General features: G+C 68.1%; 17 protein-coding genes. 9 read left to right on the forward strand and 8 right to left on the reverse strand.

The window, feature by feature from the left end; genetic code table 11:
• The first annotated feature begins 134 nt into the window (after positions 1-134).
• Entirely contained in the window at positions 135-1,289 is a 1,155-nt protein-coding gene (ftsY, locus tag WS95_RS19630) for a signal recognition particle-docking protein FtsY (RefSeq protein WP_059795510.1), read from the forward strand.
• A gap of 92 nt (positions 1,290-1,381) precedes the next feature.
• Here the strand turns inward: ftsY and maiA are convergent, their stop codons facing one another.
• Positions 1,382-2,026, reverse strand: a complete 645-nt coding sequence (maiA, locus tag WS95_RS19635) for a maleylacetoacetate isomerase (RefSeq protein WP_059825274.1) — start codon at positions 2,024-2,026, stop codon at positions 1,382-1,384.
• A gap of 179 nt (positions 2,027-2,205) precedes the next feature.
• On the opposite strand from maiA, the gene ybiB reads away from it, so the two are divergent.
• Entirely contained in the window at positions 2,206-3,180 is a 975-nt protein-coding gene (ybiB, locus tag WS95_RS19640) for a DNA-binding protein YbiB (RefSeq protein WP_059825141.1), read from the forward strand.
• A 376-nt stretch (positions 3,181-3,556) separates the two neighbouring features.
• Positions 3,557-5,203, forward strand: a complete 1,647-nt coding sequence (leuA, locus tag WS95_RS19645; RefSeq protein ID WP_059825143.1) for a 2-isopropylmalate synthase — start codon at positions 3,557-3,559, stop codon at positions 5,201-5,203.
• A 142-nt stretch (positions 5,204-5,345) separates the two neighbouring features.
• Here the strand turns inward: leuA and WS95_RS19650 are convergent, their stop codons facing one another.
• Positions 5,346-5,729 carry a nuclear transport factor 2 family protein gene (locus WS95_RS19650; RefSeq protein ID WP_034208430.1) on the reverse strand — a complete coding sequence of 128 codons (384 nt, stop codon included), beginning with the start codon at positions 5,727-5,729 and terminating at the stop codon, positions 5,346-5,348.
• A gap of 45 nt (positions 5,730-5,774) precedes the next feature.
• Positions 5,775-6,344 carry a lipid A 3-O-deacylase PagL gene (gene pagL, locus WS95_RS19655; protein WP_034208431.1) on the reverse strand — a complete coding sequence of 190 codons (570 nt, stop codon included), beginning with the start codon at positions 6,342-6,344 and terminating at the stop codon, positions 5,775-5,777.
• Positions 6,345-6,702: 358 nt separating this feature from the next.
• Here pagL and rpoH point away from each other — a divergent pair, with 358 nt between their 5' ends.
• From rpoH to WS95_RS19685, 6 genes are all read left to right on the forward strand, one after another.
• On the forward strand, positions 6,703-7,638 hold the full coding sequence (gene rpoH / locus WS95_RS19660) for an RNA polymerase sigma factor RpoH (protein ID WP_034208432.1): 936 nt from the start codon (positions 6,703-6,705) through the stop codon (positions 7,636-7,638).
• Between the two features lie 365 nt (positions 7,639-8,003).
• Positions 8,004-8,279 carry a cytochrome oxidase putative small subunit CydP gene (gene cydP, locus WS95_RS19665; RefSeq protein ID WP_059781456.1) on the forward strand — a complete coding sequence of 92 codons (276 nt, stop codon included), beginning with the start codon at positions 8,004-8,006 and terminating at the stop codon, positions 8,277-8,279.
• Entirely contained in the window at positions 8,269-9,849 is a 1,581-nt protein-coding gene (locus WS95_RS19670; RefSeq protein ID WP_034208434.1) for a cytochrome ubiquinol oxidase subunit I, read from the forward strand. The genes cydP and WS95_RS19670 overlap by 11 nt, the downstream gene beginning before the upstream one ends.
• A gap of 31 nt (positions 9,850-9,880) precedes the next feature.
• Positions 9,881-11,017 carry a cytochrome d ubiquinol oxidase subunit II gene (gene cydB / locus WS95_RS19675; protein ID WP_059825146.1) on the forward strand — a complete coding sequence of 379 codons (1,137 nt, stop codon included), beginning with the start codon at positions 9,881-9,883 and terminating at the stop codon, positions 11,015-11,017.
• 61 nt (positions 11,018-11,078) lie between these two features.
• Positions 11,079-11,201: a cytochrome bd-I oxidase subunit CydX gene (gene cydX, locus WS95_RS19680; RefSeq protein ID WP_006483737.1), complete on the forward strand. Its 123-nt coding sequence runs from the start codon at positions 11,079-11,081 to the stop codon at positions 11,199-11,201.
• 568 nt (positions 11,202-11,769) lie between these two features.
• Positions 11,770-14,247, forward strand: a complete 2,478-nt coding sequence (locus WS95_RS19685) for a family 20 glycosylhydrolase (RefSeq protein WP_059825148.1) — start codon at positions 11,770-11,772, stop codon at positions 14,245-14,247.
• Positions 14,248-14,406: 159 nt separating this feature from the next.
• On the opposite strand, the gene nagE is transcribed toward WS95_RS19685, so the two are convergent.
• The 5 genes from nagE to WS95_RS19710 all read right to left on the reverse strand — a co-directional run bounded on the left by nagE (position 14,407) and on the right by WS95_RS19710 (position 21,830).
• Entirely contained in the window at positions 14,407-16,170 is a 1,764-nt protein-coding gene (gene nagE / locus WS95_RS19690) for an N-acetylglucosamine-specific PTS transporter subunit IIBC (RefSeq protein ID WP_059825151.1), read from the reverse strand.
• An 83-nt stretch (positions 16,171-16,253) separates the two neighbouring features.
• The gene (ptsP, locus tag WS95_RS19695; protein WP_059825152.1) at positions 16,254-18,851 is read right to left on the reverse strand and encodes a phosphoenolpyruvate--protein phosphotransferase; all 2,598 of its coding nucleotides are present in this window, start codon (positions 18,849-18,851) and stop codon (positions 16,254-16,256) included.
• 15 nt (positions 18,852-18,866) lie between these two features.
• A complete protein-coding gene (locus tag WS95_RS19700) occupies positions 18,867-19,883 on the reverse strand; it encodes an SIS domain-containing protein (RefSeq protein WP_059825155.1) in 1,017 nt (338 codons plus the stop codon).
• Positions 19,876-20,979 carry an N-acetylglucosamine-6-phosphate deacetylase gene (nagA, locus tag WS95_RS19705; RefSeq protein WP_034208765.1) on the reverse strand — a complete coding sequence of 368 codons (1,104 nt, stop codon included), beginning with the start codon at positions 20,977-20,979 and terminating at the stop codon, positions 19,876-19,878. Before nagA ends, WS95_RS19700 begins: the two co-directional genes overlap by 8 nt.
• Before the next feature lie 116 nt (positions 20,980-21,095).
• Positions 21,096-21,830: a GntR family transcriptional regulator gene (locus WS95_RS19710; protein ID WP_059825156.1), complete on the reverse strand. Its 735-nt coding sequence runs from the start codon at positions 21,828-21,830 to the stop codon at positions 21,096-21,098.
• Positions 21,831-22,119: the final 289 nt, after the last annotated feature.

The following is a 22,119-nucleotide window of genomic DNA, read 5'->3' on the forward strand; positions in this document are numbered from 1 at the left end:
ACCGACGCGAGCGCCACGCCGCGCTGATAAAATGCACGGTTTCGGCCGCCGTGCGCCGCGCCCGCGCGAACGCAGAACGGCCCGTCCGGCGCCCCGCCCTCGGCGGCGGCCCGCCCTCTTCCCGACGTCAGACCATGTTCAGTTTCTTCAAACGATTCAAGAAAACGCAGGAGCCCGATCCGGCGGAATCGCAATCGGCCGACGCGCAGCAAGCGGACGAAGCGTCCGACGCCGACGCGCGCGCGACGCCGCCCGCGGCCGACGTGCCGCAGGCGCCCGCGCAACCAGCCGCGCCGGCCGTCGTGATGACGGTCACGCCGACCAACGACGGCCGCGACGAAGTCGTCGAGACGGTCGAGATCGTCCCGCCGCCGCAGCAGGACGCGTCCGCGAAGAAGTCGTGGCTCGCGCGCCTGAAAACGGGTCTCGCGAAGACGGGCTCGAACATCACCGGCGTCTTCGTCAACACGAAGATCGACGAGGATCTGTACGAGGAGCTCGAAACCGCGCTGCTGATGTCCGACGCGGGCGTCGACGCGACCGAATACCTGCTCGGCGCGCTGCGCGAGAAGGTGCGCGCGGGCCGGCTGACCGATCCGCAACAGGTGAAGAATGCACTGCGCGACCTGCTCGTCGAGTTGCTGACGCCGCTCGAGAAATCGCTGATGCTAGGCCGCGCGCAGCCGCTCGTGATGATGATCGCCGGCGTGAACGGCGCGGGCAAGACGACCAGCATCGGCAAGCTCGCGAAGCATCTGCAGAGCTTCGACCAGTCGGTGCTGCTGGCCGCCGGCGACACGTTCCGCGCGGCCGCGCGCGAACAGCTCGCGGTCTGGGGCGAGCGCAACAACGTGACGGTCGTGCAGCAGGAAAGCGGCGATCCGGCCGCGGTGATCTTCGACGCGGTCAGCGCCGCGCGCGCGCGCAAGATCGACGTGATGATGGCCGACACGGCCGGCCGCCTGCCGACGCAGCTCCATCTGATGGAAGAGCTGAAGAAGGTGAAGCGCGTGATCGCGAAGGCGCACGACGGCGCGCCGCATGAAGTGCTGCTGGTGATCGACGCGAACACCGGCCAGAACGCGCTCACGCAGGTGAAGGCATTCGACGACGCGCTCGGCCTCACCGGCCTGATCGTCACGAAGCTCGACGGCACCGCGAAGGGCGGGATTCTCGCCGCGATCGCGCGACAACGCCCGGTGCCCGTCTACTTCATCGGCGTCGGCGAGAAGGTCGAGGACCTGCAGCCGTTCAGCGCGGCGGAATTCGCGGACGCGCTGCTCGGCTGAACGCCGCCGGCTCGCGTCGCACCTCGCACGGGCGCCTTCGGGCGCCCTTTTTCATGCGCGCCCGATCGTTGCCCGCCACGGGCGCGCCGCGCTCATTCCGCGTCGGGTTGCACGCCCGGCTCGGCGGCCTTGAACGCATCGATCGTCGCCGCATGGTCGACGATGCGCTGGATCGTCGGGAAACGCGTCGTGTCGATCGAGAAGCGGTTCGCGTTGAACACCTGCGGCACGAGGCATATGTCGGCGAGCGTCGGCGTGTCGCCGAAGCACAGCGTGCCGGTGCGCGGATCGTTCGCGAGACGCGCCTCGAGCGTTTCGAAACCGGCCTCGATCCAGTGCCGGTACCACGCGTTCTTGGCGTCCTCGGGCACCTGCAGCGTGTGCTTCAGGTACTTGAGCACGCGCAGATTGTTGAGCGGATGGATTTCGCATGCGATCTGCAGCGCCACCGCGCGCACGTACGCGCGATCGACCGGCTGCTTCGGCAGCAGCGCGGGCTCGGGATGGGTTTCGTCGAGATATTCGATGATCGCAAGCGACTGCTGCAGCGTCGCGTCGCCGTCGACCAGCGTCGGCACGACCGCATCCGGATTCAGCGCGCGGTACGCGTCCTTCAGTTGCTCGCCGCCGTCGCGCAGCATGTGCACGGGTGCGTAGTCGAACGGCAACTGCTTGAGGTTCAGGGCAATCCGCACGCGGTACGACGCGGAACTGCGGAAATAGCTGTAGAGCTTCATGGGATGTCTCTCGTTGTCGTATTTGGCCGGCAACGGCACGGGTGCGGCGCAGCCGGTGCGCGCGTCGCCGGGAACCAGAGTGTAGCGCGGCACGATGCACGGCCGCGCCCGTGCGATACTCGGGGCATTCCTGATCGCTCACCGCGCGGCCCGATGCCGGCCGCCCGCCCCACGCCCCGATGACCGCTTCCCACGATCCCGCCGCCGCTCCGTTCCCCTGCGCCCGCTTCATCAAGGAAATCGGCCGGGGCCCGAACGGCGCGCGCGCCCTGTCCGCCGAGGACACGTTCGAGCTCTATCGCGCGATGCTCGATGCGCGCGTGTCGGACGTCGAACTCGGTGCGATCCTGATCGCCTATCGGCTGAAGGGCGAATCCGCCGACGAACTGGCCGCGATGCTCGCCGCCGCGCAGGCATCGTTCGAGCCCGTGCACGTGCAGGACGCCGCGTTCCGGCCGGTGTCGATCCCGAGCTACAACGGTGCGCGCAAGCAGCCGAACCTCGTGCCGCTGCTTGCGCTGCTGCTCGCGCGCGAAGGCGTGCCGGTGCTGGTGCATGGCGTGGAATGCGATCCGGGCCGCGTGACGAGCGCCGAGATTTTCTCGGCACTGTCGCTCGCGCCGTCGACGTCGCACGATGCGATCGAGGACACGCTCGCCGAACGCCGTGTCGCGTTCGCCCCGATCGACGTGCTGGCGCCGCGTATCGCGCACCTGCTGTCGATGCGCCGCGTGCTCGGCGTGCGCAATTCGACGCATACGCTCGTGAAGATCCTGCAGCCGTTCGCGCCGGCCGGGCTGCGGCTCGTCAACTACACGCACCCGCCGTACCGCGACAGCCTCGCGCAGTTGTTCCGCGACCATCCGGACGCCGCGCGGGGCGGCGCGCTGCTCGCGCGCGGCACCGAAGGCGAAGCGGTGGCCGATACGCGACGCCAGGTACAGGTCGACTGGCTGCACGACGGCGTGTGCGACACGCTGATCGACGCCGAGCGTTCGTCGACCGATGCGCCGCCCGTCGCACTGCCCGAGTCGCGCGATGCGGCGACCACGGCCGCGTGGACGGACGCCGTGCTGCGCGGCGAGGTGCCGGTGCCCGACACGGTGGCGCGACAGGTCGCGACGATCGTCCGGATCGCCCGCGTCGCGCACTGAGGGCGCCGCGGCGACCCGCCCCTTTATCCCGACATTTGACACGCGAGCGCATCCTGGCATAGAGTGGCCGTCATGCGTTCCTTTCCGAACACCCTCCGAATTACCTCCGGCCGCCTAGCGCGGCCGCTATCGCTACGACTAGCCTAAGGCTGTCGTAGCGCCGTGTGCCGTCCGCACGGTCCTCCCAGCAGTTCCTCGCAGTACCCCTCTCGTAATTTTTACAACCCGAAGTCGTCAGCATTCGTCCGTCCATCCGTCGGCCGATTCGCGAAGATCATCCGCATCCGCGGCGCCATCGCGCGCCGGATGCGAGGCAGCGCCCACCGGCGCCCTGCCGCCCGTCTTCGCTCGCGACTTGAGACCCGAGGTCCAGAAGATGATGCGCAATCCGCAAGACAAGTACCGTCCGTTCGAGCCCGTCCGCCTCAATGGCCGCCGCTGGCCCGCCCGCACCATCGAGCGTGCGCCCGTATGGATGAGCACCGATCTGCGCGACGGCAACCAGTCGCTGATCGAGCCGATGAGCATCGAGCAGAAGCTCGAGTTCTTCGAAATGCTGGTCGCCATCGGGTTCAAGGAGATCGAAGTCGGTTTTCCGTCGGCGTCGCAAACCGACTTCGATTTCGTCCGCAAGCTGATCGACGAGAAGCGGATTCCCGACGACGTGACCATCGAAGTGCTCGTGCAGTCGCGCGAAGACCTGATCGCGCGCACGTTCGACGCGCTCGAAGGCGTGCCGCGCGCGATCGTGCACCTGTACAACGCGGTCTGCCCGTCGTTCCGCCGCATCGTGTTCGGGATGTCGAAGGACGACGTGAAGGCGCTCGCGATCGACGGCACGCGCATCATCAAGGAACACGCGGCCGCGCGCCCCGATACGCAGTGGACGTTCCAGTACTCGCCGGAAACCTTCAGCATGACCGAGCTGACGTTCGCGCGCGAGATCTGCGACGCGGTCGCGCAGACGTGGCGCCCGACCCGCGACCACAAGATGATCGTCAACCTGCCGGCCACCGTCGAGGCCGCGACCCCGAACGTGTTCGCCGACCAGATCGAATGGATGGACCGCAACCTCGCGTATCGCGACAGCATCGTGCTGTCCGTGCATCCGCACAACGATCGCGGCACCGCGGTCGCGGCGGCCGAACTCGCGCTGCTCGCGGGCGCCGACCGGATCGAAGGCTGCCTGTTCGGCAACGGCGAGCGCACCGGCAACGTCGATCTCGTCACGCTCGCGTTGAACCTCTACACGCAAGGTATCGACCCCGGCCTCGATTTCTCCGACATCGACGCCGTGCGCCGCGTCGTCGAGCGCTGCAACCAGATCCCCGTGCATCCGCGCCATCCGTACGCGGGCGACCTCGTGTTCACCGCGTTCTCGGGCTCGCACCAGGACGCGATCCGCAAGGGCTTCGCGCAGCAGCGCCCCGACGCGATGTGGGAGGTGCCGTACCTGCCGATCGACCCGGCCGATCTCGGCCGCAGCTACGACGCGGTGATCCGCGTGAACAGCCAGTCCGGCAAGGGCGGCGCGACGTTCCTGCTCGAACGCGGGATGGGCTTCACGCCGACGCGCCGCGTCCAGATCGAGTTCAGCCATGCGGTGCAGACGCTCGCCGATGCATCGGGCGAGGAAGTGACGGGCGACGCGATCTGCGCGCTGTTCGCACGCGAATTCTTCGAGACCGACGGCCCGGCCGCGCGCCATGGCGACGGCGCGCGCTGGCAGAACCGCGAGATCGCGGTGGCGCCTGCCGCCGACGCGACGCCCGACGACGCCGTGCGACATTTCGCCGCGGCATTTGCGGCGGCCGCCGGCGTCGCGATCGACGTCGCGTCGTGCGAACACACGCGCGCCGCGGACGGCCGGATCGCGGTATCGGTCGGCTGCCGGGTCGGCGACGCGCCGCTGCGGCACGGTGTCGGCGTGCACGCCGATGCGGCGAGCGCGGCGCTCGATGCGGTCGTCAGCGCGATCAACCGCTCGGCATGGCACTGCGCGGACCGCCGCGCGGCGGCCTGAGCGCGGGCTTCGATGCAGGGTTGAAACGTCAGCGAGCGGTGCGTGACCGCCCGTGCGCCGCGCGATCCGCGCCGCACGAGGCAGCAAAAAGCGGCTCAGAAGGCCGCTTCGGTCGACACATGAAACGGAGCGCCACCCGCGCTCAGGTTTCGGTCGCGCACCGCGTCGCCTGCCACGCGAACAGGCACCAGCGGCCCTGGGCGTGCGTGTGGACGGACGTATAGGCAATCGGGAAGACGAGGCCGCCGTTGTTCGTTTCCATCTCGATCAACGCACGCCCGGTGACGACGCAGGTCTCGTCGCCGACCGGCAGCACGTCCTGCGACTGGATTTCGATCTGGCGATAGCGGCGGCGGCCGGCGACGATGGCGTCGATGAACTGCTGCTTGGTTTCGCGTTTGCCGTTGGTGTGGACGAAAAACACCTTGTCCGACAACAGCGCGTCGAGCGCCTCGCCGTCGCCGTCCACCATCGCCCGGAAGCGATCGCGCTCGAGCGCGCGGATCGCATCGACCACCTTCGCCATCGCCTGACTCCTCGGCAACGCGCCCGCCTTGCTCGGGCGTACGGATCAGAAGTTGTACTGCAGGTAGAACTGGTGGAAATTTATACCAGGATTCGGCTCTTTGATACCCGCGTTAGACACATGTTCGAAACGGTAGCCGACCTGATACTGTTGCCGTTGACCGAACTGCACGCCCACGCCGCCGGTCGGCGCGAACTGGAACGCGGTCGACAGCGAGAAATTGTTCGAGATCGTCGGGTGCGTCAGAAGCCGGACGCCGCCGCCCGCCTCGATGAACGGGCGAATCTCCCCGCTACTCTTGATGAAACGGAACATCGGCGTGACGCCGAACTCGCCGATGCTGCCATGGACGTTGCCGCCCGTGTGCCAGTAGCCGGCGTGCCCTTCGACGACGAACGCGAAGTGCCAACCGCCGATTTCCCACCAGTTCCAGCCCGGATCCCATACCACGCCGATATCGGCCTTGTCGATCCCGCGACGATCCGAAAACCCGCCGCCCGCCTGGATCCCCCATCGATCCGCGAAAGCCGCACCCGATCCACCCAGAAGAGATGCCGCCAGCATCGCATGCAGCACCAGCCGGCTGCGGGGCCGGCGATTCTTCTTATTGTTCATCTGACACTCCAACTTTGTGGGTTGAATGGAGCCTGCCGCAACGGCCGGGCCCGAGCGAACTGAATGGTATGGTAAAGGACTTTTCGGATCGGCATCACGAAGCGAAATAGCTTGCTTCCAAAAAGACAAAAATCGAAATCGTCTACCGATTCCCATCGAAAACAACGGCTTACGGAACTTCGAGGCACGCCCCTTGTCGCAGAATAGACTATCGACTCAACCGGTTCGATAGAAAATGGGGAACTCGGATGCCCCCGCCCGCTCTAAGGAATTAGCACTCGCCTTGCGGGAGTGCTAAGATGACTTCCGGAATCTCATCCGAGACCGGGGTTTGTCCCTGATTCCAAAGGAGTTTTTAGTGAGCAACGCCCTGACCCTCCCGAACACCCTGAGCCCGACGCCGGCCAAGGCCGAATCGGCAGGCTCGTTGGCGCTCGCAGCCCAATCGATGTTGCCCGGCCAGCTCGGCAACATCGACGCGTACATCCAGGCCGTCAACCGCATTCCGCTGCTGACCGCCGAGGAGGAACGCCGGTACGCAACCGAATTCCGCGAAGACAACAACCTCGACGCGGCGCGCCGCCTCGTGCTGTCGCACCTGCGTCTCGTCGTGTCGATCGCGCGCAACTATCTCGGCTACGGCCTGCCGCACGGCGACCTGATCCAGGAAGGCAACATCGGCCTGATGAAAGCCGTGAAGCGGTTCGACCCGGCGCAAAACGTGCGCCTGGTGTCGTACGCGATTCACTGGATCAAGGCCGAGATCCACGAGTACATCCTGCGCAACTGGCGCATGGTGAAGGTCGCGACGACGAAGGCGCAGCGCAAGCTGTTCTTCAACCTGCGCAGCCACAAGAAGAGCATGCAGGCGATGACGCCCGAGGAAATCGACGGCCTCGCGCAGGAGCTCAACGTCAAGCGCGAGGAAGTGACCGAGATGGAAACGCGCCTGTCGGGCGGCGACATCGCGCTCGAAGGGCAGGTGGACGACGGCGAGGAATCGTACGCGCCCATCGCCTACCTGGCCGACTCGCACAACGAGCCGACCGCCGTGCTCGCCGCGCGCCAGCGCGACATGCTGCAGACGGACGGCATCGCGCAGGCGCTCGACGCACTCGACGCGCGCAGCCGCCGCATCATCGAGGCCCGCTGGCTGCACGTCGACGACGACGGCTCGGGCGGCTCGACGCTGCACGATCTCGCCGCGGAGTTCGGCGTGTCGGCGGAACGTATCCGCCAGATCGAAGCGAGCGCGATGAAAAAAATGCGCACCGCCCTCGCCGAATACGCATAAATCCCCGACGATTCAGAGCGCTTCATCGAAAACCGCTGCCCGACCGGCAGCGGTTTTTTTCATCCGTTTTCCGCCGCTTTTCACCCGCTTTTCAGCGCGTTTCTCGCTCCGTTTCTTCGCCGATCAATTGACCCGATTCATCGGGTATGACGTCATTTGCGGCGCCCTTCCGCATAACCTTGATCTGCCTCAATTTCTACCCCATGTTTCGCGACGGTCTGCCGCAGCGCAGCACTCGGCATCGGAAAGCCGTCCTTTTAAAATTGGCATGTCAGGCGCAAAAGGATTAAAACAGCTTCACGGCCGTCATAAATCCGACGTAAAGTCGCCCCCAATCCGACGTAAATCGATTCAGGATAATCGCCTTGATCTCGATCAATAAAGAGCCTGCATCGCCTTCGCGGCCGGCCGGCACGATCGGCTGGCGCGCGCGTATCGCCGCGTGGGCACGCGGACCGACCCTCGCCCGCGACATCACCCTGGTGCTGATCGTCAAGCTGATCCTCCTGATGTCGCTCAAATACGCATTCTTCAATCATCCGCAGGCCGAACACATGTCGTTGCCGCCTGCCGCCGTGGCCGAGAAGCTGCTCTCGGTGCCGGCGCCTGCATCTACCGAGGGAGACCACCATGATAAGTAGCGAAGTCGTCGATCTGTCGCGTCTGCAGTTCGGCATCACGGCGCTCTACCACTTCCTGTTCGTGCCGCTGACGCTCGGCCTGTCCTGGCTGCTCGTCATCATGGAAGCGGTCTACGTGATGACCGGCAAACAGGTCTACAAGGACATGACCCAGTTCTGGGGCAAGCTGTTCGGGATCAATTTCGCGATGGGCGTGACGACCGGCATCACGCTCGAATTCCAGTTCGGCACGAACTGGTCGTACTACTCGCACTACGTCGGCGACATCTTCGGCGTGCCGCTCGCGGTCGAAGGCCTGATGGCGTTCTTCCTCGAATCGACGTTCGTCGGCCTGTTCTTCTTCGGCTGGAACCGCTTGTCGAAGGTCAAGCACTTGATCGTCACGTTCCTCGTCGCGCTGGGCTCGAACCTGTCGGCTCTGTGGATCCTCGTCGCGAACGGCTGGATGAACAATCCGGTCGGCGCCGAATTCAATTACCAGACGATGCGCATGGAGCTGACGAGCCTGTTCGACGTGCTGTTCAACCCGGTCGCGCAGGTGAAGTTCGTGCATACGGTGTCGGCCGGCTACGTGACGGCCGCGATGTTCGTGCTCGGCGTGTCGTCGTGGTACCTGCTGAAGAAGCGCGACGTCGACTTCGCGCTGCGCTCGTTCGCGGTCGCGGCCGGCTTCGGCCTCGCGGCGACGCTGTGCGTGATCGTGCTCGGCGACGAATCGGGCTATACGACCGGCGAAGTGCAGAAGATGAAGCTCGCCGCAATCGAATCCGAATGGGAAACGCAGCCGGCGCCCGCATCGTTCACGCTGATCGGCATTCCGAACCAGGAGGAACAGCGCACCGACTACGCGATCAAGATCCCGTATGCGCTCGGCCTGATCGCGACGCGCTCGATCGACGAGCCGGTGATCGGCCTGCGCGAGCTCGCGAAGCACAGCGAGGAGCACATCCGGAGCGGGATGGTCGCGTATGGCGCGCTGCAGAAGATCAAGGAAGGCGACACGAGCGACGCGACCCGCGCACTGTTCGACCAGCACAAGCAGTATCTCGGCTACGGGCTGATGCTCAAGCAGTTCACGCCGAACGTGGTCGACGCGACGCCCGAGCAGGTCAAGGCCGCCGCGCAGAAGACGATCCCGCCGGTCGCGCCCGTGTTCTTCTCGTTCCGGATCATGGTGTTCCTCGGCTTCCTGTTCCTCGCGACCTTCGCCGCCGCGTTCTGGTTCTGCGCGCGCCGCGAACTGCTGCAGGACAACCGCCGCTGGTTCCTCCGCTACGCGGTGTGGGCGATCCCGCTGCCGTGGCTCGCCGCGGAATTCGGCTGGGTCGTCGCCGAACTCGGCCGTCAGCCGTGGACCATCGCCGGCATCCTGCCGACGCACCTGTCCGCGTCGAGCCTGCAGCCGAGCGATCTGTACCTGAGCCTCGCCGGTTTCATCGCGTTCTACACCGCGCTGTTCGTCATCGAGATCAAGCTGATGTTCAAGTACGCGCGCCTCGGCCCGTCGTCGCTGCATACCGGCCGCTATCACCACGAACTCGCCGCTGCCGGCGAGCGGGCCGCAGTCTGAGCACGCCCTCGCAACCGAACAAGGAATCGCTATGGACTATGCAACTCTCAAGCTGATCTGGTGGCTGCTCGTCGGCGTGCTGCTGATCGGCTTTGCCGTCACCGACGGCTTCGACATGGGCGCGACCGCGCTGCTGCCGTTCCTCGGCAAGAGCGACGAGGAGCGCCGCATCATCATCAACACCGTCGGCGCGACGTGGGAGGGCAACCAGGTGTGGCTGATCACGGCCGGCGGCGCGATGTTCGCCGCATGGCCGCTCGTCTACGCGGCGTCGTTCTCCGGCTTCTACTTCGCGATGCTGCTGGTGCTGTTCGCGCTGTTCTTCCGGCCGGTGGGCTTCGACTACCGCAGCAAGCGGCCCGACCCGCGCTGGCGCGCGGGCTGGGACTGGGGCCTGTTCGTCGGCGGCTTCGTGCCGGCGCTGGTGTTCGGCGTCGCGTTCGGCAACCTGCTGCAGGGCGTGCCGTTCAAGTTCGACAGCGACCTGCGCGTGACCTACTACGGCGGCTTCTGGGCGTTGCTGAATCCGTTCGCTCTGCTGTGCGGGCTCGTCAGCCTCACGATGCTCGTCGCGCACGGCGCCGCGTTCATCAAGATGAAGACCGACGGCGCGATCGCGCGCCGCGCGTCGATCGCGCTGCGCGTCGCGTCGTTGCTCGCGGTCGTGCTGTTCGTGCTGGCCGGCGTGCTGGTGGCCTCTTATATCGGCGGCTTCCACATCACCCATGCCGCGCCGACCGACACCGTCGCGAACCCGCTGCTCAAGGACGTCGCCGCCGGTTCGGGCCTGTGGCTCGCGAACTACGGCGACTATCCGTGGATGATCGCGGCGCCGGTCGTCGGGATCGCGGGCGGCGTGCTCGCGCTGCTGCTCGCCGGCTCGAAGCAGGAGAAGACGGCGTTCTTCTGCACCGGCCTGATGATCGTCGGCGTGATCCTGACCGCGGGCTTCTCGATGTTCCCGTTCATCATGCCGTCGTCGCTCGACCCGCGCAGCAGCCTGACCGTGTGGGATTCGACGTCGAGCCACATGACGCTGCAGGTGATGCTGTTCGCGGTGATCGTGTTCCTGCCGATCATCCTGCTCTACACGAGCTGGGTGTATCGCGTGATGCGCGGCAAGGTCACGCACCAGACGCTCGAAGAGAACAAGCACTCGATGTATTGATGCATTGAACCGGGCGGGGCGTGCAGGCGCCCTCGCCCACCGTTTCGCAAGGAGTCGGATCATGTGGTATTTCAGCTGGATTCTCGGTATCGGCGTCGCGCTGTCGTTCGGCATCGTCAACGCGATGTGGCTCGAAGCGCGGCAGAAGCCGCAGGAAGCGCCGGTGCGCGCGCGCCGCGACTGACGGCATCGACGACGCGCGCAGCCGAGCGCGCCGCCGCCGTCCGGAAAGGAAAGAACCTCGCTTCGCGCGAGGTTTTTTTCGTCCCGGCCGCGCGGGCAGGCGCCGTACGTCGATGCCAATTTAGCGCCAGATTGATACCACTTGAATACCAATAAAAGGTTTCATAAGATCGTTGGACACGGCCGCTGACAGGCCGATTCCTTCCGGGTGGGGGAGACATGCGAATTCCGTGTAGGGCGTGCGCCTGCGCGCCGTGTCGACGTCCGTGCGCGAGGGTGCGCGCCGTCGTCGCGACCGTGCGCGGCCGGACGAATGCCGCCGGCTGCCGCCGCCTCGCCGGCGTGGCGATTGCCGGCTGCCGCCGATGAATCCGCGCCCGCCGCCGCGCCGGTCCGATCGGCACGCATGCCCGCCTCCCGTTCCGTAACGCACGCTCCCGCGTGCCGAATGCGCGCGGGGCACCCGCATCGCCCCGCGTGCTGGTATCGCCCGCAGCTCCACTGAAAGACCCGCTCGCAGCGACGTCGCGTCACGACGCCGCTACGCCCCCTTTTCCTCAGGAGTTCGAATGAAATCTACCTTGCCCTCCCTCATTGCCGGTCTGCTGATCGCGGTGCTGTCGCCGGCCGCGATCTCGGCGGCGTCGACGCCGGCGTCGGCCGTCGCCGGCGCGAGCACCGGCGGCGCCCAGGCGGCCGGTCTCGCGGCGCTGCTGTCGGACGGCCTCGCGCTGCGCGTGGCCGTCGACAACAACCACGCGGCCGCGGCCGGCGTGCCGTGCGCCGATCTCGGCGCCGACGGCGCCGCCTGCGCGACGGGCCGCCTGATCCTGCAGAACCGCGGCCACCAGGCGATCGCCGACGGCGGCTGGAAGCTCTACCTGCACAGCATCCGCCGCCTGCTGCGGATCGATCGTCCGGGCTTCGCGCTGCGGCGGCTCACCGGCGACCTGTACGAACTGACGCCGCAGCCGGGCTCGGTGCGGCTCGCGCCCGGCGAGCGCATCGAGCTGCCGTTCGTCGCCGAATACTGGCTGCTGCGTTACAGCGACGTGATTCCGCGCCCGTATGTCGTCGTCGACGGCGCGCCGCCGGCCGTGCTGCGCTACGACGACACCGACAACGAACTGCGCTACGTCGAATCGCTGCCGGCCGACGCGCAGAGCAACTCGACCGGCAACGCGCCGCCGGTGGCCGCCCGCCCCGATCCGGGCCGCGCGCTGCCGAGCGTGAAGCGCGAACAGCCGCTGCCCGGCACGCTCGATCTGCGCGGCGTCGAACTCTCGCTGCCGGATCTGCCGGACGCCCAGGTCGCGGCGCTGCGCGAGCGTGCGACGACCCTCGGGCTCGACGGCGCGCGCGTGCCGGTTCGCGGCGCACTCGCGCCGCGCCGGCTGCCGGCCGACCTCGCGACACCGGGCGGCTACCGGCTCGCGATCGGGCCGCGCGGCGTGCTGATCGAAGGCTACGATCGCGCGGGCCTCTACTACGGCGTGCAGACGCTCTACTCGCTCGCGCCGGCCGGCGGCGGCCCGATCCCGGCGATGCTCGTCGAGGACGCGCCGCGCTTCACGCATCGCGGCATGCACGTCGATCTCGCGCGCAATTTCAAGCATCAGGCGACGCTGCGCCGCCTGATCGACCAGATGAGCGCGTACAAGCTCAACCGCCTGCACCTGCATCTGTCCGACGACGAAGGCTGGCGCATCGAGATTCCCGGCCTGCCCGAGCTGACCGAGATCGGCGCACGCCGCTGCCACGACCCGAGCGAGACGCGCTGCCTGCTGCCGCAGCTCGGCTCCGGCCCCGACAACCGCTCCGGCGGCGGCTACCTGACGCGCGACGACTACGTGGCGCTCGTGCGCTACGCGGCCGCTCGCTTCGTGCAGATCATCCCCGAGATCGACATGCCCGCGCATGCACGGGCGGCCGTCGTGACGATGGAGGCGCGCTACCGGCGGCTGCATGCGGCCGGCCGCGAGCAGGAAGCGAACGCGTATCGGCTGCTCGACCCGCAGGACACGACGAACCTGACGACGGTGCAGTTCTACGACCGGCGCAGCGATCTGAACCCGTGCGTGCCGGGCGCGCTCAACTTCGCGTCGAAGGTGATCCGCGAGATCGCGGCGATGCACGCGGACGCGCAAGCGCCGCTGCAGACCTGGCACTACGGCGGCGACGAAGCGAAGAACATCTTCCTCGGCGGCGGCTTCCAGCCGCTGAACGGCACCGACCCGAACAAGGGGCGCATCGATCTGGCCGCGCAGGACAAGCCGTGGGCGCGGTCGCCCGCGTGCACGGCGCTGCTCCAGCGCGGCGAGATCAAGTCGATCGACGAGCTGCCGACGCGTTTCGCGAAACAGGTGAGCGCGGCGGTCGACGCGAACGGGATCGGCACGATGGCCGCGTGGCAGGACGGCATCAAGCATGCGAACGGGCCGCAGGATTTCAGCACGCGCCACGTGATGGTGTCGCTGTGGGACACGGTCTTCTGGGGTGCGTCGGACAGCGCGCGCGACCTGAGCGGCAAGGGCTACCTGACGGTGCTCGCGCTGCCCGACTATCTGTACTTCGACTTCCCGTACACGCTCAATCCGCGCGAGCGCGGCTACTACTGGGGCTCGCACGCCACCGACGAGTACAAGGTGTTCTCGTTCGCGCCGGAGAACCTGCCGCAGAACGCCGAGGTGATGGGCGACCGCGACGGCAACCCGTTCGAGGTGACGGGCACGGGCGCCGCGCCGCGCATCGAAGGCATGCAAGGCCAGGCGTGGGGCGAAGTGATGCGCAACGACACCTTCCTCGAATACATGGCCTATCCGCGGCTGCTCGCGCTCGCCGAGCGCGCGTGGCACCGGGCCGACTGGGAGCTGCCGTATGCGGCCGGCGTGCGCTTCAAGCGCGGCGACACGCACCACGTCGACATCGCCGCGCTGCAGCGCGACTGGGCCGGCTTCGCGACGCTGCTCACGCAACGCGAATTGCCGAAGCTCGACCGCGCCGGCGTCGGCTACCGGAAGCCGACGTTCACGCTGACGAATCCGTGAACGGCTGAAAGCATCCGGCGATGCGCGATGCGGGCCAACGCATCGCGCATCGCCCGCCCCAAAAAGAAAAACGGCTTGCGACGCGTACGTCGCAAGCCGTGCTTTTTTGACCGCCGGCCCGAATCCGCCGCGCGGATCGATCAGGCCGGCTTCACCGCATCACGCCGGTTGTGCGGCCGTGCCGCCGCCCGACGGCGGCAGGCGCGCGCCGAGCTGTTCGGCATAGCGCGCCGCCGCGTTGCCGCAGACGATGTGGAACGTGTCGAGCGACACCCATGCGACGTCGAGCGTGCCGAGACGCTCGCGATCGACCGCCGACGGATCGCGCACGACCACGCGCAGGCGCGTGGCGGCCACCGCCTCGAGCGACGCGACGTTGGTCGCCCCGCCGAACACCGCGAGCCAGCGGGCCGGCTCCGGATCGAGCGGCCCGGCGGCCGCGCCCGTGACGGGCTGCGCGGCAGCGCCCGTTGCCGCCGATGCGGCACCGGTCGCGCCGCCGCCGATCGCAGCACGCATCTCGTCGGCGATGATGTCGGCCTCGGGCCCGATGATCACCTGCACGCTGTTGCCGCCGCGCTTGAGCACGCCGCGTGCGCCGATCGACTTCAGTTCCGGCTCCGATACCTTCTCCGGATCGACGACGGTCAGGCGCAGGCGTGTCGTGCACGCGTCGACGACCGACAGGTTGGCCGCCCCGCCGAGCGCGGCGATGTAGCGTTGCGCGCGCGGTGCGGCAGCCGTCGCAGCCGCGCCCGGCGCGACGAAGCCGCCCGATGCGTACGATTGCGCGGCCGCATCGGTCGATGCCGGCTCACGGCCCGGCGTGGCCATGTTGAACTTGCGGATGAAGAAGCGGAACAGCCCGTAGTACGCGGCGCCATACGCGATGCCGAGCGGAATCGCGATCCAGCCCTTCGTCGACAGCCCGTAGTTCAGCACGTAGTCGATCGCGCCGGCCGAGAACGTGAAGCCGAGCTTCACGCCGAGAATCTGGCAGAGCGCGAGCGACAACCCCGTCAGCACCGCGTGGATCACGTACAGCACCGGCGCGAGGAACATGAAGCTGAACTCGATCGGCTCGGTCACGCCGGTCAGGAACGACGTCAGCGCCATCGAGAACAGCAGGCCGCCCACCATCGCGCGGCGCTCCTTCGGCGCTTCGTGCAGCATCGCGAGACACGCCGCCGGCAGGCCGAACATCATGATCGGGAAGAAGCCGGCCATGAAGGTGCCCGCGGTCGGGTCCCCCGCGAAGAAGCGGTGCAGGTCGCCGTGCACGATCTCGCCGCCGGCGGGCGGCGTGAAGTTGCCGAACACGAACCACGCAAGCGAGTTGATGATGTGGTGCAGGCCGGTGACGAGCAGCAGACGGTTCAGGAAGCCGAACACGAACGCACCGATCGCGCCCGCCGTCGTCAGCCACTGGCCGGCCGCGTCGATCGCATGCTGGATCGGCTGCCACACGTACCCGAACGCGATGCCCAATATCACGCAGACCAGCCCCGTGATGATCGGCACGAACCGCTTGCCGCCGAAGAACGCGAGGTAGTCGGGCAGCTTGATGTCCTTGTAGCGGTTGTACAGCAGGCCCGCGACCACGCCCGCGATGATCCCGGACAGCACGCCCATGTTCAGCTTGGGATCGATGTCCTTCATGATCGCGGTTTCGATCAGGTAACCGATCGCGCCCGCGAGCGCCGCCACGCCGTTGTTGTCCTTCGCGAAGCCGACCGCCACGCCGATCGCGAACAGCAGCGGCAGGTTGTCGAAGATCGCGCCGCCGGCGTCGGCGATCATCTTGATGTTGAACACATCCGGCTGGCCGAGCCGCAGCAGGATGCCGGCGACCGGCAATACCGCGATCGGCAGCATCAGCGCCCGACCCAGGCCCTGTATCTTCAGAAACGGGTTCCCGTCCATTCAGTCCTCCAATCCATGTCTCTTCAATCGTCGTTGACCTAATTGCTTTCGTAGTGAAACGGGTCGCGCGCCCCCCGCCGACGTCAGTCGAGCGGCCAGACCTCGCGGCTTGCTGCCCTTACCGCCTGTGCCGAATCGAGCGCGAGCAGATCCTGCGCGCGCTGACGGCACAACTGGTAATCGAGACGGCGCACACGCGCCTTGATGCCCGGCACCGACACCGGGTCGACCGACAGTTCGGTCACGCCGAGGCCCACCAGGATCGGCACCGCGAGCGGATCGCCGCCCAGCGCGCCGCACACGCCGACCCACTTGCCGTGCTTTGCCGCGCCGCGCACGGCGATGTCGATCAGGCGCAGCACGGCCGGATGCAAGCCGTCGGACTGCGCGGCCAGATCGGCCTGGCAGCGGTCCATCGCGAGCGTGTACTGGGTCAGGTCGTTGGTGCCGATCGACAGGAAATCCGCGTGCTGCGCGAGCTGGTCGGCCAGCAGCGCGGCCGACGGCACCTCGATCATCACGCCGACCTCGATCGGCTCGGTGCGGCCCTGCGCGCGCGCGAATTCGTCGATGCGCTTGCGCAGCCGCACGAGTTCGCCCGCGTCGGTCACCATCGGCAACAGGATGCGCACCGCGCCGAACGGCTTCACCGCGAGCAGGCCCTGCAATTGATCGTCGAGCAGATCGGGGCGCACCTGCGCGAGACGGATGCCGCGCAGGCCGAGCGCCGGGTTCGGTTCGGGCGGCAGCGTCAGGTAGTCGACTTCCTTGTCCGCGCCGACGTCGAGCGTGCGGATGATCGCCGTGCGGCCCTGCAGCGCGTCGACGATCGACTGGTAGCTCTGCCGGTGTTCGACCGCCGTCGGCGCGGCCTGGCGATGGATGAACATCAGCTCGGTGCGCAGCAGCCCGACCGCGTCCGCGCCGTTGTCGACCGCGGTGTTCGCGTCGTCGAGCGTCGCGATGTTCGCGGCGACCTCGATCGCGCGGCCGTCGACCGTCGCGGCCGCCTCGCCGGCCCGTTGCCGGTTCGTCTCGCGCACGCCGTCCAGGCGCTGGCGCTCGTGCCGCGCGCGCTCGACGTCGAGCGCGGTCGGCGCGTGTTCGAGCCGGCCCGCGCTCGCATCGACGACGACCTGCGTGCCGTCCGGAATCGCGTACAGCGCGTCGCCGACCGCCACCAGCGCCGGGATGCCGAGCTGCCGCGCGATGATCGCCGCGTGCGACGTCGCGCCGCCGCGCGCCATCACGAGCGCGGTCACGCGCTCGCGATCGAGCGACGACAGGTCGGACGGCGTGAACTCGTCGGCCGCGAGCACCGCCTCGTCGGGCAACGCACGCGCGGCGCCGTTCGTGTGGCCGAGCGCGCGCAGCACGCGTTTCTCGATGTCGCGCAGGTCGGCCGCGCGTTCGGCGAGCAGCGCGTCGTCGAGCTTCGACAGCGTGTCGATCTGCGTGCGGATCGTCGCGCGCCATGCGAAGCCCGCGCCCTTGCCGAGACTGATCAGGTCGCGCGCCGCGTCGATCAGCGTCGGGTCCTCGAGCAGCACGCGATGCACCGCGAAAATGCCCGCTTCGCCGACCGCGCCGCGCGCCGACGCGTTGCGCACCGTTTCGCCGAGTTCGGCGTCGACCGCCTTCAGCGCGTGGTCGAGCCGGCGGCTTTCCGCGGCCGGCGTGCCGGTGGCCTGTTCGGGCGGCACGATGTCCGCATCGTCGAGACGCACCAGCGTGCCGACCGCGATGCCGGGCGACGCGCATACGCCGGCGAGCGTGTTCGGATCGATGGGCGCACCGTCGATCGGTGCGCCGGCGTGGCGTGCGACCGTCTGCGGCGCGGGCGATGTCAGCCGCGCCGGCTTTTCTTCCACTTCGCCGTGCGCCTCGCGCAGCAGCTCGTGCTCGACCGCATCGACCGCCTGCTGCGCGTGCGCGCCGCGGCCGACCAGTTCGACCGTCGCACCTTCGCCGGCGCCGAGGCCGAGCAGGCCGACGACGCTCGCGATCGACGCCTTGCGGCCGTCGTACAGCACGTCGACGGCCGCGTCGAACCCGCGCACGGCTTCACGCGCCCGTGCGGCCGGCCGCGCATGCAGCCCGCCCGGCTGCGCGAGCACGATCGCGCGGCGCACTTCGTTGTGCGCGGCAGCACCCGCCTGCGCCGCCTGCGCGGCGGCGTCGCCCTTGCCGCGCAGCGCGAGCAACGGCGTCTCGCCGGCGGTCGCGAAACCGCTCGCGCGATCGACGACCTCGAACGCGTCGGAATTCGCGATCGCGATCACCGACACGAGCGAATGCGCATGGCGCGCCACCGCGTCCTGGTCGAACTCGATCAACAGCGCACCCGCTTCGACGCGCGCGCCGGCTTCGACGTGCGCGATGAAGCCCTGCCCGTTCAGCTCGACGGTATCGATGCCGATGTGCAGCAGCACTTCCGCGCCTTGCGGCGTCGTGATCGTCACCGCGTGGCCGGTGCGCGCCAGATGCGACACGACGCCCGCGCACGGCGCGACGAGCCGGCCCGCGAGCGGGTCGATGCCGATGCCGTCGCCGAACATCCCGCCGGAGAACACCGGATCGGGCACGTCGGCCAGTGCGACGATCGGCCCCGTCAACGGGCTGAGCAGAACGATCTGATCGTGGGTGGGGCTCTTCAACTGGGATTCCTCGGCGCGTCTCATCGGCTTTCTCGGCTATCAGTGCGTTTCTGTCACTTTGTTCAGGTGGCGCGGCGTGTCGGGATTGCGGCCGCGCGCGACGGCGAGATCCGCCGCCATCACGTAGAACGAAAGAATGGCGGCGATCGGGTCGAGCGCCGAATGGGCGGACTGCGCGAGCGGCAGCACGGTGCCCGATACGCCGGGCGTGCCGGCGGGCGCCGCGAGCAGCACGGCGGCGCCGCGTGCGCGCATGTCCGCGGCGAGCTGCAGCAGGCCGGCCTGCTCGGGCCCGGGCGGCGCGAACACGAGCAGCGGATAGTCGCGGTCGATCAGCTCCATCGGGCCGTGACGGACTTCGGCGCTCGAGAACGCCTCGGCCTGGATGCCGGACGTTTCCTTCAGCTTCAGCGCGGCTTCCTGCGCGATCGCGAGGCCCAGGCCGCGGCCGATGACGATCATCCGCTCGATGCCCGCGAGCGCCGCGACGGCCTGCGACCAGTCGAGCCGGCCGGCCTGCGCGAGCACGTCGGGCAGGCCGCGCAGCGCGGTCATCAGCGCGGCGTCGCGCTGCCAGTACGCGACGATCTGCGCGGACAGCGACAGCATCGCGATATAGCTCTTGGTCGCGGCGACCGACAGCTCGGGGCCGGCCAGCAGCGGCAACTGGTGCTCGCACGCGTCGGCGAGCGGCGACGGCAGCACGTTCACGGCGGCGACGGTGCGTGCGCCGGCTTCGCGCAGCGCGGCCATCGTATTGACGAGATCGGGGCTCTTGCCCGACTGGGAAAAGGCGATCGCGAGCTGGTCCTTCACCTTCAGCGGCGCCTGCTGCAGCGTCGCGACCGACATCGGCAGCGACGCGACCGGCACGCCGAGGCGGCTCATCGTCAGGCTCGCGAAATAGCTGGCGGCGTGATCCGAGCTGCCGCGCGCGACCGTCAGCGCGACGGCCGGCGGGTGATCGAGCAATTGGCCGGCGAGCGCTTCGACGCGCGCGGTGTCGGCGATCTGCGCGGCGACGACCTGGGCGGACTCGCGCGCTTCCTTAAGCATATTCGACAATCGATTCTCCTTCGACGTAGGTCGCGGTGAGGTTCAGGTCGCGATCGAACACCGCGAGGTCGGCCCATGCGCCGCGCTCGAGGCGGCCTCGATCGGCGACGCCGAGGTAGTCGGCCGCATAGCGCGACATCCGGTTCGACACGTCGGCGATCGGCAGGCCGAGCGACACGAGGTTGCGCAGCGCCTGGTCCATCGTCAGCGTGCTGCCGGCGAGCGTGCCGTCGGCGAGCCGCACGCCGCCGAGGCACTTCGTCACGTGCTGGCTGCCGAGCCGGTATTCGCCGTCGGGCATGCCGGTGGCGGACGTGCTGTCGGTCACGACGTACAGGCGCGGAATCGCGCGCAGCGCCGCGCGAATCGCGCCTGGGTGGACGTGCAGCAGGTCGGGAATGATTTCCGCGTATTCGGCGTGCGCGAGCGCCGCGCCGACGAGGCCCGGGTTGCGGTGATGCAGCGGCGACATCGCGTTGAACAGGTGCGTGAAGCCGCATGCGCCGTGCTTGAGCGCGGCGACCGCGTCGTCGTAGGTCGCGAGCGAGTGGCCGAGCTGCACGCGCACGCCGCGCGCGGCCATCTCGCCGATGATCTCGATGTGGCCCGCGATTTCCGGTGCGAGCGTGACGACGCGGATCGGCGCGATCGACAGGTACTTCAGCACCTCGTCGAGCGCGGCCGACACGGCCGCGTCGGGCTGTGCGCCGAGCTTGCCGGGGTTGATGTACGGCCCTTCGAGATGCACGCCGAGCACGCGCGCGCCGCCCGGCGTGCGGTTGCGCGCGACGGTGCCGAGGTTCGCGACGACCTCCATCAGTTCGTCGCGCGGCGCGGTCATCGTCGTCGCGAGCAGGCTCGTCGTGCCGAATTGCGCGTGCGTGCGGACGATCGTCTCGATCGCGTCGCCGCCTTCCATCACGTCGGCGCCGCCGCCGCCGTGCACGTGCAGGTCGATGAAGCCGGGCAGGATGTACGGTGCGTCGTTCTGCGCGGGATCGACGGGCACGCCGTCGAGCGTGGTGATGCGACCGTTCTCGCTATCGAGCGAACCGTGAATCCAGCCGTCGGGGGTGAGGATGTTGCCAGTCAGCATGACGTTCTCTTGATGATCCGGTGACGCGGGCATCCGCGTCGTGATTTGCCATTTCGTTGCGATTCGTCGCGCCCGATTGCGTTCCATCGCGCGTGGTGCGCCGGCAGTCTCGCGCGTCAGCGTTTCAGTTCGGCGACGAAGTCGTAGTAGTCGTCGCGGCAATACGTTTCGCTCATTTCGATCGCGCGCTGGTCGGCGCCATAGCCGATCCGCGTGATCACCAGCAGGGCCGAGCCCGGCTTCACCGCCATCCATTTCGCGATCGCGTACGTCGCGTTCGCCGCGCGAAAGTGCTGCAGCGCGCGCACGACGGTCATGCCGCGCGCCTCGAGGTATTCGTACAGCGACGCGCCGAGCGCCTGCGGATCGGGCACCACCGCGGCGGGCAGCGTCGAATGCTCGACGGCCATCACGATGCCGTCCGCGCGGCGCAGCCGTTCGAGCCGCGCCACCGTCGCGCCGGGCGCGAGGCCGAGATGCGTGGTCTCGTCGCGGCTCGCGGCGCGCAGCGTGCGCGACAGCCACACCGAATCGGGCACGAAGCCGCGCTGCCGCATCTTCGCGGTGAAGCCGACGAGATGCGACAGCGGATCGGCGACACGCGGCGTGATGAAGCTGCCCGCGCCGCGCGCCCGCTTGATCAGTCCCTGCTCGACCAGCAGCGCGAGCGCCCGACGCGCGGTGATCCGCGACACGCCGACCGACACCGACAGCAGCCGCTCCGACGGCAGCGCCTCGCCGGCCCGCCACGCGCCGGCGTGGATCGCGCTCGCCAGCTTGCGGGCGAGCTGCAGATAGAGCGGCGTGTCGTCGAAGGGATCGGGCGCCAGTTCGGACCAGCCGGTTTCCATGTGCCTCCGCGTGTCGGACGACGATCTCGGACCGTCGAAAGTGAACGCATTATATAACCACCATAATACCAGTCAACGAACTGGTATTAGCGCTGCGAAAATCGCCGAAAGCCTTGCACGGCAAGCGTTTTAGTGCCGACAAAGCCTTTGTTTACAACGCAGTGCGGGATAGGGATTTACCCGAGGTGGTATGCAAGGGGACAGTTCTCCGGTGTGATTCGGGCGTGCTTCGGAAGGGGATATGAGACCGGAATAGAACCAATTTAGCCAACTGGTATGCATCGTGTGG

The sequence above is a fragment of the Burkholderia sp. MSMB1826 genome (assembly GCF_001526325.1).
GTDB lineage: Bacteria > Pseudomonadota > Gammaproteobacteria > Burkholderiales > Burkholderiaceae > Burkholderia.